Annotated in this window: 7 protein-coding genes; 3 read left to right on the top strand and 4 right to left on the bottom strand. The window is 55.3% G+C overall.

Translation table 11 applies throughout. From position 1 onward, the window contains the following. Position 1 precedes the first annotated feature (1 nt). Both VGM48_RS01780 and VGM48_RS01775 read right to left on the bottom strand, forming a co-directional pair. Entirely contained in the window at positions 2-973 is a 972-nt protein-coding gene (locus VGM48_RS01780) for a N(4)-(beta-N-acetylglucosaminyl)-L-asparaginase (protein WP_331575987.1), read from the bottom strand. Between the two features lie 83 nt (positions 974-1,056). Further along, positions 1,057-1,530 carry a nuclear transport factor 2 family protein gene (locus tag VGM48_RS01775; RefSeq protein WP_331575985.1) on the bottom strand — a complete coding sequence of 158 codons (474 nt, stop codon included), beginning with the start codon at positions 1,528-1,530 and terminating at the stop codon, positions 1,057-1,059. A 100-nt stretch (positions 1,531-1,630) separates the two neighbouring features. Between VGM48_RS01775 and VGM48_RS01770 the strand changes: the two genes are divergently transcribed. The 3 genes from VGM48_RS01770 to VGM48_RS01760 all read left to right on the top strand — a co-directional run bounded on the left by VGM48_RS01770 (position 1,631) and on the right by VGM48_RS01760 (position 8,421). After that, entirely contained in the window at positions 1,631-3,523 is a 1,893-nt protein-coding gene (locus VGM48_RS01770) for a CocE/NonD family hydrolase (protein WP_331575983.1), read from the top strand. A 4-nt stretch (positions 3,524-3,527) separates the two neighbouring features. Continuing rightward, positions 3,528-5,381 (top strand): CocE/NonD family hydrolase, encoded by a 1,854-nt coding sequence (locus tag VGM48_RS01765; protein WP_331575981.1) that lies wholly within the window; start codon positions 3,528-3,530, stop codon positions 5,379-5,381. 61 nt (positions 5,382-5,442) lie between these two features. Continuing rightward, positions 5,443-8,421, top strand: coding sequence for a family 20 glycosylhydrolase (locus VGM48_RS01760; RefSeq protein WP_331575979.1), 2,979 nt, complete (start codon positions 5,443-5,445; stop codon positions 8,419-8,421). Between the two features lie 43 nt (positions 8,422-8,464). Here VGM48_RS01760 and VGM48_RS01755 read toward each other — a convergent pair whose 3' ends face one another. Together VGM48_RS01755 and VGM48_RS01750 are read right to left on the bottom strand one after the other, a co-directional pair. Next, complete coding sequence (locus tag VGM48_RS01755) at positions 8,465-10,042, bottom strand: SusD/RagB family nutrient-binding outer membrane lipoprotein (RefSeq protein ID WP_331575977.1); 1,578 nt, start codon at positions 10,040-10,042, stop codon at positions 8,465-8,467. A 17-nt stretch (positions 10,043-10,059) separates the two neighbouring features. Next, on the bottom strand, positions 10,060-13,215 hold the full coding sequence (locus tag VGM48_RS01750) for a SusC/RagA family TonB-linked outer membrane protein (protein WP_331575975.1): 3,156 nt from the start codon (positions 13,213-13,215) through the stop codon (positions 10,060-10,062). Between the last annotated feature and the right edge of the window lie 18 nt (positions 13,216-13,233).

Genomic DNA, 13,233 nt, shown 5'->3' with positions numbered 1-13,233 from the left:
CTTAAAGAATGCTTTTTACTTCAACCATTCGCTCCTCGGTATTGTTCTTGATCGCGTAAGAAAAACCTTTTTGGATCGCATAGGCTCCCGTCTCTCCTTTCTTATTCAGCGCGATAAAGGCGACCTGGATATCCTTTGCTTTTTCCTTTTTGATCCGGATGATCCTTTCCACGGCAGCCTTGCAGGCCTGTTCCGGCGTCATTCCCTGCCGCATGTATTCCACAACGGCATGGCTGCCGCACATGCGGATCACATCTTCTCCCTGACCCGTCGCCGCTACGGCGCCCACCTCATTATCTACGAACATGCCGGCCCCGATGATCGGAGAATCCCCGACCCGTCCCCGCATCTTGAATCCCATCCCGCTCGTGGTGACGCTGCCGCTGAGATTGCCGCTGGCATCCATCGCTACCATGCCGATCGTATCGTGGTTCCACTCGCCATTAGGCAGGCGGGCAGGCGCCGCCATGTATGCACTGCTTTTCGTATTCTCGATATTGATCACCGGCTTATATTCAGATTTCTTCAACCATTGCTCATAAGCCTTCTTCGCATCCCCGGACAATTTTCCGTCTTCCAGCGGGAAGCCTTCGGCCACCGCGAATTGCTGGGCGCCTGCTCCCACCAACAGGACGTGCGGGGTTTTTTCCATAACCCGGCGCGCAACGGATATGGGATGCTTGATCCGTTCGAGAGCGGCTACGCTGCCGCAATTGAACTGATGGTCCATGATACTGGCATCGAGGGTGACAAAGCCGTCCCGGTCGGGATTGGCGCCAAGTCCCACACAGCAGTTGATAGAGGATTCCGTCACCTTGACTCCCGCTTCCACGGCATCGAGGGCCGATCCGCTGCGGCTCAACACCTCCCAGGCGCCTTTATTTGCCGCCAGCCCGGTATCCCAGGTGGAGATGACGACGGGCTGACCCGTCACAGGTTCGCTGACCGCACCGGCGCCGGACCCCGGGGCCACAGCACACGCTTTTTTTGCCAGGAAAAGACCAAGTGATCCCAAAAGGGAGGAATGTAAAAAGGAACGTCGGTTGGACATAATCGTCAATATTTTTTTGCTGCCATAAATCTTTCCAGGTTGTTTCGCGCCTTGCCGCGGACCCGCTGTTGTAACGCAGACGACCAGCCGAGTAAGAGGCCGCGGAGGCCAAAGGCCTGGGCACTCCACTTCCAAAGACTGAAGTCATCCTGGTGTTCGGCGATCTTTCCCTCGCTGATATAGAAATGCGCCCTGACCTTATTGATCACTTTTCTTCCGGTGAGCGTAAAGGTATATACCGCCGTCCATTCGCAGGAGCCATACCCGTCCGCGCCCTCCACCTTTTCAAAACTCAGTTTGAGGTCGCCGGCATTGCTCACCAGCATCTCCCACATGGCCCGGACCTTCACCCCCTCCAGACTTTCGAATACGGGATCATAAAAAAAAACCTCCTCATGATAACAGTCCAGCATAGCCTTCCAATCACCTTTCTGGAAATTGGAATAGAATGCGGTTATCAGTTGTTGTTCTGCGTTCATAAAAAAAACCGAGCCTTAAATAGCCAACTTTCCCTATATTGGCCAGTAATTGTTACGGACAAACAAGCCTATACAAGTACTGCTAAAATTAATGGATAAAATGAGAAAACTTCTTTTTTTACTGCTTTTTTCGGCTGCTACAGCCGCCTATCCGCAAGGCACCCCGCAAGACAGCGCCTGGATCCGGGAAAATTACTATAAGATAGAGCGTTATATTCCAATGCGGGATGGTATAAAGCTGTTCACCACCTTCTATGTTCCAAAAGACACTACCGAACAGCATCCGATCCTGCTGACCCGGACACCCTATTCCTGTGCACCTTATGGCGAAGACAAATGGCGCAATTTCCATACCGGCTATCTCCGCTATTATATGCGGGAAGGATATATCATCGCATCACAGGATGTACGCGGCCGCTGGATGAGCGAAGGACAGTTCGTAGATGTACGGCCTTTTATAAAAGACAAAAAATCGGCCACCGACGTTGACGAAGCCAGTGATACGTATGACGCCATCGATTGGATGGTGAAAAACGTTCCGCATAACAACGGGAAGGTGGGAGTCTTCGGCATCTCCTATCCCGGCTTCTATTCCACGATGGCCGCGGCCAGCGCCCACCCTGCCCTGAAAGCCGTCAGCCCGCAGGCTCCGGTAACAGACTGGTTCATGGGTGATGACTTTCATCACAACGGAGCCTTCTTCCAGATGGACGGCTGGGCCTTCTATTCCTCCTTCGGCAAACCCCGTCCGCATCCGACGACCGTAGGACCTACCGGCTTCGACTATTATACAAAGGACAACTACAAATGGTATCTCGAAACGGGCGCCCTGAAAAATATCATGAAGCTTACCGGCGACAGCATCGCCTTCTGGAAAGACCTCTACGCCCATCCCAACCGCGACGCCTGGTGGCAGGCCCGCAACGCACGGGTGGCGATGTATAATATAAAACCTGTCATGCTGGTAGTGGGCGGTCTTTATGACGCGGAAGACTGCTTTGGCGCCTGGAATCTCTACAAGGCGATCAAGGCACAGTCTCCGGCAACCAATAGTCATCTCGTAATGGGGCCCTGGTATCACGGCGAGTGGGCATCGAATGACGGCACACATCTGGGCAATGTACAGTGGGGTTCCAATACCTCCGCCTGGTATCAGAACAATATCGAGATCCCGTTCTTCAACTACTACCTAAAAGGAAAGGGGGCTGAACCCAAACTGCCCGCCGCCACCGTCTTCTTCAGCGGCGCCAACGAATGGCACCAGTTTGACCAATGGCCGCCGCGCGCTTCGCAGGAACAGCCCATCTATCTGCAGGCCGACGGCACGCTTGGCTGGGAAGCACCAAAGACCAGGAGCAGCTTTAGCGAATACATCAGCGATCCCGCCCATCCCGTCCCCTATACGGAAGATGTCCATTTCTTCCGCACCCGGGAATATATGACGGACGACCAGCGCTTCGCTTCCCGCCGCACCGATGTGCTCACCTTCCAGACACCCGTCCTCCAGGAAGACCTGACCCTGGCAGGCCCCGTAGTCGCCGACCTGAAGGTAAGCCTCAGCAGCACCGATGCGGATTTCGTGGTAAAGGTGATCGACGTATTCCCGGACGACTTCAGCTATACACCGAAAGGCCCGGTACCGGTTCGCAGCCATGACAATGCAGCGACCTATCCCATGGGCGGCTATCAGATGCTGGTCCATGGCGAAGTCATGCGGGGCCGCTTCAGGGAAAGCTTTGAAACGCCAAAACCCTTCGCTCCCGGCAAGGTGGAGACAGTAAAGTTCGCCGTCCCGGACGTAGCCCATGTGTTTAGAAAAGGACATCGGCTGATGATCCAGATCCAAAGCAGTTGGTTCCCGTTGGTTGACCGGAATCCGCAAAAATTTGTGGATATTTATACGGCCAGCGACAGCGATTTTCAGAAGGAGACGATTCGGGTATTCCATGACGCCGACCATTCCTCGAAGATCATCCTGCCGGTCCTAAAATAAATATATGCCAAAACCTGTCTTATTGTGTCTGCTCCTGCTGCCCCTGCTGAGCACCTGCCAGACCCCGGCCCCCGACCCGGATTATGTAAAGCATCACTACGACAAGACCGAAGTGTATATCCCGATGCGCGATGGCAGGAAACTGTTCACCGCCATCTACGCGCCAAAGGATCATAGCCATCCCTGGCCGTTTCTGATGGAGCGAAGCCCCTACTCTTCGGGACCATATGGCGATACCCTCTATCGGCGGAGTCTGGGGCCCTCGGGCCGCCTCATGCGCGGCGGATATATCTTCGTCTACCAGGACGTCCGCGGCCGGTATATGAGCGAAGGCGACTTCCAGGAGATGACACCGGCCAGGGATCACAAAAAAGGTTCCAAAGAAACGGATGAAAGCACCGACACCTGGGACACCATGGACTGGTTGTTAAAGCATGTTGCCAACAACAATGGACGGGCGGGCCTCTGGGGCATTTCTTATCCCGGCTTCTATGCCTCCGCGTCACTGCCTGACGCCCATCCGTCGATAAAGGCCGTCTCTCCGCAGGCGCCCGTGACCGATGAATTCATCGGCGACGACGCCAACCACAACGGAGCTTTCTTCCTGCTCGACAATTTTGACTTTGACAACTTCTTCGATATCCCCCGGCCCGAGCCCGTGAAGAACTACAGCCGCAACCTGTTCCGCGCCGACATCCACGACGCCTACGATTTCTTCCTGCGCCTCGGCCCGATAAAGAACAGCAACAACGCGGAGTATTTCAACCACCAGGGAAAGATCTGGGACGAATACCTCGGCCACTCCACCTATGACGAGTACTGGCGCGCAAGAAATATCCGCACGCACCTGAAAGATATCCGTCCCGCCGTCCTGGTCGTCGGCGGCTGGTTCGATGCGGAAGATATGTTCGGCGCGCTTCGCACCTACGAGGCCATCGAAAAACAATCCACGCCAAACGACAACCACCTCGTCATGGGCCCCTGGACCCATGGCGCCTGGGCCGGCGGTAACTGGACAAAATTCGGCGCTCTCGATTTCAAACAGAATGTAAACGAACACTATCACGAGATCGAAAGCGAATTCTTCAACCACTATCTGAAGGATTCGGCAATGGCGCCCCTCGCGGAGGCCACCGTCTTCGAAACAGGCTCCAACCAGTGGAAGCAGTATTCGACCTGGCCGCCAAAAGAGGCGACACCGGTGAAATATCTTCTCCATCCCGGCGGAGGCCTGGAGCCGGCTCCCGGAGAGATCACGGGCTATGACGAGTACGTCAGCGATCCCGCCCACCCCGTTCCGTATATCGACGGGACCCACGGCGGCCGTGACAACCAATATATCGTCACCGACCAGCGCTTCGCCGCGCACCGCCCCGATGTACTGGTCTATCAAACCGCACCGCTCACCGACTCCATCACCGTCACCGGCAGACTCCGGGCGGATATCTTTCTTTCCTCCACGGGTACCGATGCCGATCTGATCGTGAAGCTGATCGACGTACTGCCCGGCCGCGAAGACGGCATCCAAACGACCATCGATCCCACCGGCTACCAACGCCTCGTCCGGGCCGATATATTTCGTTGCAAGTTTCGCAACAGCTTCGAGAAACCCGAACCCCTGGTCCCGGGACAACCCACCGAAATATCCTTCGACATGAACGAGATCGCGCATCTCTTCAAAAAAGGCCACCGGATCATGGTCCAGGTGCAGAGCAGCTGGTTCCCGCTCGCCGACCGGAACCCGCAGACCTTCGTCAATATCCCGACGGCAACACAAAACGATTTCCAAAAGGCGACGATCCGCATCTATCATGATGGAGCCCACCCCAGCGGGATAATCCTGCCAGTGCTGCGCTAATGTCTGGCCTCCTGTCGACGAGCCTTCGGCCCGTTTGGTAATAATGATTTATATTCGTCGTATGATCAAAATCCTACGACTGCTACTGGTACTCGGAATAGTCATTCCGGGTACCTTCCTGTATGCCCAACCCGTCGGCATCATCCCCCAACCCGTCAGCACTCAATGGCAAGAAGGTCATTTTCTCCTCGATGCGCACACCGTCATCGTTGCGGACGCGGCGCAAAAACCCACCGTCGCCTTCTTTAACGACTACCTCCAACGATACTATGGATTGCATCTGCACGTGGTCGCGTCCGCGCCCGCCGGCAACTATATCCAATTCCAAACTACCGGCGGCAGTGCCCCGCGGGAAGGTCGCTATACGCTAAAAGCCACGACGACCGCCATCACGATCGCCGGCGACACAGACCCCGGCACCTTCTATGGAATGCAGACGCTGATCCAGCTGCTGCCCCTGAGCCCATTTGAAAGCACAGCCAACGGCCCCGCCATCCGGCTCTCCGCGGCAGGCAATTTCTCCATTCCGGCCGTTTCCATCGAAGATTATCCCCGGTTTGCCTACCGTGGGTTGCATCTCGACGTCGGCCGGCATTTCTTCTCCGTTGAATTTGTAAAAAAATACATCGACTACATCGCCTTACATAAGATGAACTACTTCCACTGGCATCTCACCGAAGACCAGGGCTGGCGCATCGAGATCAAAAAATACCCCCGCCTGACCGAGGTCGGCGCCTGGCGCAGCGGCACCATCATCGGGCATCACCCCGGCACGGGCGATGACAGCACCCGGCACGGCGGCTATTATACCCAGGACCAGATAAAAGAAGTGGTGCAATATGCTGCCGAACGCTATATCACCATCATCCCCGAGATCGAAATGCCCGGCCATGCTACCGCGGCGCTGGCCGCCTATCCCTACCTGGGTTGCACCGGCGGGCCGTATACCGTACCACACAACTTCGGCGTCCACAAGGACGTCTTCTGCGCCGGCAACGACAGCGTGTTCAGCTTCCTGCAGGATGTGATCGACGAAGTGCTGCCGCTCTTCCCCGCAAAGTATATCCACATCGGCGGCGACGAATGCCCCAAAGACAGCTGGAAGACCTGCCCCAAATGCCAGGCCCGCATGAAGGCGCTCGGGCTCAAAAACGAGGAAGAGCTGCAAAGCTATTTTATCGGCCGCATGGAGAAATACATCAACTCGAAAGGCAAGCAGATCATCGGCTGGGACGAGATCCTCGAAGGCGGCGTCGCACCCAACGCCACGGTGATGAGCTGGCGCGGCGAGAAGGGCGGGATCGAAGCGGCTAAGCAGCACCACAACGTGATCATGACACCCGGCACCTACGTCTATTTCGATCATGCGCAGACGCATAACGACGATTCGCTCACTATCGGCGGTTATCTGCCGCTGGAAAAAGTATACAGCTACGAGCCCATCCCCGCCGGCCTCACCGACGAGGAAGCCAAATATATCGAAGGCGCGCAGGCCAATATGTGGTCGGAATATATGGCGAACCCCCGCAAGGTGGAATACATGCTCTTCCCACGGCTCAGCGCCCTGTCGGAAGTCCTTTGGAGTCCGAAGGTAAAGCGCAGCTATACGGAATTTGAACACCGGCTCGCCGACCAGTATAAGCGTTACGCGCTCTGGAAGGCCAACAGCTACCAGGTTTATTTCCGGCCCGCCGACACCCTTGTCCGGGAAAAGATCTCTGCATGGCAGGACAACAAGTTCGGCCTGATGATGCACTGGGGCACCTATAGCCAGTGGGGCGTCGTCGAAAGCTGGAGCATCTGCCCTGAAGACGAAGGTTGGACACAGCGGCGGGGTCCTTATGCAGCCACCTACAACGGCTATGTAAAGGCCTATGAAAATTTGCAGACTACCTTCAACCCCACCCGATTCGATCCGGCCAAATGGGCCGCGGCGGCAAAGGACGCAGGGATGAAATATGTCGTCTTTACCACCAAGCACCACGACGGCTTCTGCATGTTCGATACCAAACAGACGGATTACCGGATCACGTCCGACAAGACCCCGTTCCACACCAACCCGAAGAGCAATGTCGCAAAGGAAGTCTTCGACGCCTTCCGGCAGGACGGGTTTATGATCGGCGCCTATTTCTCAAAGCCTGACTGGCATAGCGAAAACTACTGGTGGCCCTATTTCCCGCCAAAGGATCGGAATGTCAACTATGATCCTGCAAAATATCCCGAACGCTGGAAAGCTTTCAGCGACTACACCTATAAACAGATTGAAGAACTGATGACCGGCTACGGCAAGATGGACGTTCTCTGGCTTGACGGCGGCTGGGTTCGCCCCCTCTACACCGTCGACCCCGCCGTGGAATGGCAAAGAGGCATCCACTTCGACCAGGATGTCGACATGGCCCATATCGCTTCGATGGCCCGCAGTCATCAACCGGGCCTTATCGTCGTCGACCGGAGCGTACAGGGTGAATACGAGAACTATACCACCCCCGAACAACAGGTTCCCGTCCATCCCATGGATGACCCCTGGGAAACCTGTATGACGATGGGCAATTCCTGGAGCTATGTTCCCCACGATCATTATAAGCCGACGGCGCAGCTGGTGCAGCTGCTGGTCAAGATCGTTTCCCGCGGCGGCAACTTCCTGCTGAATGTCGGCCCGTCGCCCGAAGGCGACTTCGACGACACAGCCTATGCCCGGCTAAAGGAAATGGGCGCCTGGCTCAAGGTCAACGGCGAAGGGATCTATAACAGCCGGACGATCGCTCCCTGGTCTTCCGGGAATGTATACCTGACGCAGTCAAAGGACAGCGCCAATGTCTATGCCTTTGTCCTCGGCGAAGACAAACAGAAAGAGGTGACGCTACCCGCCGAGATCGTGATCGAAAAATACAAGGCAGAGCCCCGGAGTAAGATCACCATCCTGGGCCGCAAAGAGAAGCTGAAATGGCGGCAGGATGGAAAGAACCTGATCATTACCGCGCCGCCGAATATCCGCGGAGACTATGCGATAACGCTGAAAATAACGAAGGGGGATCATTAGATCCCCCCTCTTCTCTTGTCTTGAATGGTCAGAAAACCGTGAACTACTGCACATCCCACCAAACGCGGGAAGTCATTTTATCTCCATTATTTAGGCCGCTGACAGCGGACGTGTAATTGGTACTGTTTGTGGAAGCCTCACCCTGCGGATAGGTGAACCGGCGCGGGATCGTCCCGCTGGTCACATTTCCCGGATAGACAACGGGGGTAAGTGTCGGATACCCCGTGCGACGCCAGTTGGCGAAAGACTCGTTCTCATCCATAAAGCTGGCTACCCAATACTGGGAGTTGATCTGATTCATAAAGCCGCCGGCATTATAAGGATTCGCGGCCAGGTAGGCCGTGATGGCGGCATCGGAAGGACCAGCCCCGGCCTGTGCCCCCAGTTGGGCCATAGCGCCTGTTACGCCGTTAGCATAAAATGTCGCCGCGGGTGTCCCCGTGACCCAGCCTCTTTGCGCGGCTTCCGCCAGCAACAGCTGCGTCTCACCGTAAGTGAGCAGGAAACTGGGTGCGTCCAGCCGGGAAAAAGTATAGCGGTTGACTACCGAGTATTTGTTCTGATCACCGGGCCAGTTGGGAGCCTTCACCAGGTCAAAGGTGCTGTTGCTGTTGGGAGCATCATAGCCGTTGGGCTGCCCCAGTTGCTTGGCATAGCTCGTATCGCCCTTGTCTGTCCCGACGGTGGGATCGGCACAAACGGTTCCGAGATAGGAAAGCCGGGGATCGCCGGTGCTTTTCAGATAGCTTACAAACGTATTGCTGAGCCGGTAGGCATTCGGATCGTTGCCGATGAGGATCAGTCCGGTGCCGTTGGGCACGGGCGTTCCGGTGGCATTCGCCTGGTGGGCGACGATCGCATTGTCCGAATTCGAGGCCATCACCCCTCCCGCCACGGCTGCCTGCGCCCATTTCTGGGCATTGGCGGCATCCACCTTAGACATCCGCATCGCGATACGCACCATCTCGGAGTAGGCAAACTTCTTCCACAGAGCGGGGTCGCCTCCATAGAGCAGATCGGCCTTGCCAACCGTGTTGGGCTTGCCGGCGTCCAGTTTGGATGCCGCATCTGCCAGCTCACTGAGCATATTGGTATAGATATCCTGCTGCTTGTCATACTTGGGCTGCGTGATCCCCTTGATAAATCCCAAACCCGCTTCCGTATAGGGACAGTCACCATACATATCTGTCATGCGCTGGAACATAAACGCCTTGAAGATGCGGGCGATGTTGTAAAAATTAGCCTGGTTGTCATCCGTGGCGGTATGCGTTACCACTTCCACGATGTTGGTGACACTGTTGTTGTAGTTGTCATCCCAGTACGCGGAGTTGTATCCCGCATTGTACAGGTATTTGTCTCCATCCCAATATCCCGCGGTGGAAGACAGATGCTGGATCATACAGGAGGAATAGATCAGGTTGTTCCGCCAGTCTTCATAGCCGTTGGCATCGCTGTTGCCGGAGGCGATCAACTGCGCATTGGTGAACAGATAGGCATAATTGATATTGGCAGCGGTGATGTGATTAGGGTCCGTATTGATAGACACAAAGTCTTTCTTACAACTGCCCAACCCTGATAGTACGAAGGCCGCGACCACTGGTAAAAGAATTTTATTTCTCATATTCTTTTTCTTGTAGGTTAGAATTTGAAGTTTACGTTCAGACCCATGCTTCTGGTTGCAGGAAAGCCGGACAGTTCAAGGCCCTGGCCATTGCTGTTATTGAGGCTGGACTCCGGATCGATATTGGGAACATGTTTCATCACGGTCCAAAGATTACGTCCCACCAGACCGATATTGATCCCTTTTATAAACGTATTCTGTAAGATCTTCGAAGGCAGCGTATAGGTCAGGGTCAGCGACCTCAGCTTGATAAAACTGGCGTCGTAAACAAACTCTTCCGCGATATGATCCGAACCACCTGCCGAGATATCCGTAAAATAGGTCTGTGCGGCAACACTCACGGTGTTCGGGGCTCCGGACTCGTTATTGCCCTTTCCGACAAAGCCGCCTTCCCTACCCTGTAAGGTAGTCTTTTGCAAGCCGTTGGCATACAGCAGCAGGTTGGTGCCCGAATAGATCTTGGCGCCATACTTGAAGTCGAATAGCACGGCCAGGGATACACCCTTATAGGTAAAGGTGTTCCGGAAGCCGCCGGTCTGCTTGTAGACGCTGCTGCCAAGAGGCACTACCTTTGTACTCTGCACCGGTTCGCCGTTATCGTTAAAGACCCGCTGTCCCTTCTGGTCGGTAGTGTAGCCATAGCCCATGATCTGTCCGTAAGCCATCCCCACCACATTGCTGATGCTCACCTCATCACCCCAGCGGGGGAAGGCCCCGTCGATGGTGATGCTCTTCTGACCCCCCAGATAGAGCACCTTGTTGTTGTTCTGCGCGATGTTGAAGGAGATATCCCAGGCAAAATCCCGGGTCTTGACCGGCGTACCGCTCACCAGCAGTTCGATACCTTTATTGCTGATCTTGCCGATATTTTGTACGGCCTTGGTGTACCCGGAAGTAGGGCTGGCTGTCACCTGTACGATATCATCGGTCGTTTGCTTGTCATAGTAGGCGGCATCGATGGACACGCGGTTGTTGAGGAATTCGAGGTTCACCCCAATCTCCTTCTCCCGTATCTTGACGGGCTTCAGGTTTGGATTCGGGATGACACCGGCGCCGGCAACATAGCCTACCGGCTGGCCGCTGATGGAATAACCCTGCAATCCATAGGTCAGGGTATTCAGGTAAGGCGAGGTACCGTTGGATCCGCCCGCATAGGAAGTGCGGAGCTTCCCGAAGTTGATCCACCAGGGCAGTTTCAGCGCATCCGTGAAGACCCAGCTCAGGGCTACCGAAGGATAGAGATACCGGTCCGTATTGTAATTGAGGGTGGAGAACCAGTCGTTCCGGGCCGTCGCACTCAGGAACAGATAGTTGTTGAACCCAAGATCGGCGCTTCCATAGACGGAGTTCACCCGATAGTGCGAATAGCTGATCCCAAAAGGCTTGGTGGAAATGTTATTGGGGCTGTAGAACCCTGCTATCTGGAAGGGACCCGCACCGCCATTGCCTGAACCCGGCACGGCGCCTACGCCGTAGTATTGATTGACATTATCCTGTTGATTGGCGCCGGCGTTCGCACTCAGCGAGAAGTGTTCGCCAAGCTTCTTGTTCATGCCCAACAGGCCGCTCCAGTTCAGCTCATGATAATTCTCTTCGTACTGCGTCATATTCCCGCCATGGATACCATCGCTCCGGGTGTACGGGACACCGGAAGGCGTGATTTGCGTCACATCGAAGATATAGCCGTCCCGCTGCACCTGCCCCTGTACGTACAACCAGTCCAGGATATTGTATTTCAGCGTCAACGCACCCGTGAGGCGGTTTCGGGCCGTCTTGTTCTGATATTGATAAGCGATGTAATAGGGATTCTCGAAGTAAGAATCCAATCCGGGCAGCAGTTCCGTACCGTCCGGATTAAGCTGATTGTCCTTCATCCAACGGATATCGAAAGAATTGGCCAGATAGATCGGAGCCGCGATCACGTTCCCCGGCGCATCGGAGAAGGAAGCCCGGTTCTTTACATTTTCAAATATATAGTTGGCGGTAAGCGTCATTTGCAGCTTCTTCGTGATATTGTACTGCGAGTTGAAGTTCACGACCTGCTGTTTCATATTGGAGTTGGGAACGACGGTGCCGAGGTAGAGGTCCGAGAGACCCAGTCTGAAATGGCCCTTGTCGTTACTGCCTGTCAGGGCCACCGAAGTCTGGTTGGTAAGACCGGTCTTAAAGAAGTTCTTGAAGTTGTCTTTCTGCGGGCTGTATTTGACCGTGTTGCCGAGGAAGTTGACCGCATCGCTGCCATCCAGTTTCGCGCCCCAGCTGGACTGGGGAGCCCCCAATGCGGCGCTTTGTGTCGTTGGCTTGACGCCGAGGACACCCTGACCGTAGGTGTATTGATAGTCCCGGTCATCGATCACCTGATTCAGCGTGGCGTTGTTGTTCACCTCGACCCCGATACCCTTGGTCCGGGCGCCGGATTTAGTGGTGATCAGGATCGCCCCGTTACCCCCGCGATAACCATAGAGCGCGGAAGCCGCCACTCCTTTCAGTACCTGGATACTTTCTATATCGTCCGGGTTGATGTTGGAGAGGCCGTCACCCAGATCGGCGCCGCCCCACTGACCGGACTGCCCCTGGTTGGTATTGTCGAAAGGTACCCCGTCGATGACATAGAGCGGTTGGTTATTCCCGCTGAGCGAGGCGTTACCCCGGATGATCACGCGGCTGCTGCCGTAAGGACCCGTAGCATCGCCGGCTACGTTGACCCCGGCTACCTGCCCGGTAAGTGCGTTGCCCACATTGATCTCGCGGGATCCTGTCAGCAGCGAACCATCCACCTGGGTGGTGGAATATCCCAGTGCACGGGCCTGTTTCTTGATACCCAGTGCGGTTACCACCACCTCCGTCATCTCCAGGCTGGAGGGTTCCAGTTCGACGGTGACCGTGGTCTGTGTACCCAGCCTCACTTCCTGCGTTTTATAACCGATCATCGAGAAAACAAGTACGTCACCATTCTTGGCATCGATCGTAAACGTCCCCGTAGCATCGGAAGAGACACCTTTTCGTTGTCCTTTCACGATGATCGTGACGCCGGAAAGCGGCTTTCCATTATTGTCTGTGATAGTCCCGGTGACGGGCCCGAAATTTCCCGCCGCTCGAGCCGGCAGGCAGCAGAGCAGTTGGATGAGGAGCAAGCATCCAAGCACGCCCTGCCAGAGGGTGAATTTTCTCATCTTACAGCGTTTTAGTGT

This window comes from Puia sp. (assembly GCF_036500295.1).
GTDB lineage: Bacteria > Bacteroidota > Bacteroidia > Chitinophagales > Chitinophagaceae > Puia.
The sequence above is the reverse complement of the archived record's forward strand: the minus strand, read 5'-3'. Positions and strand labels throughout refer to the sequence as shown.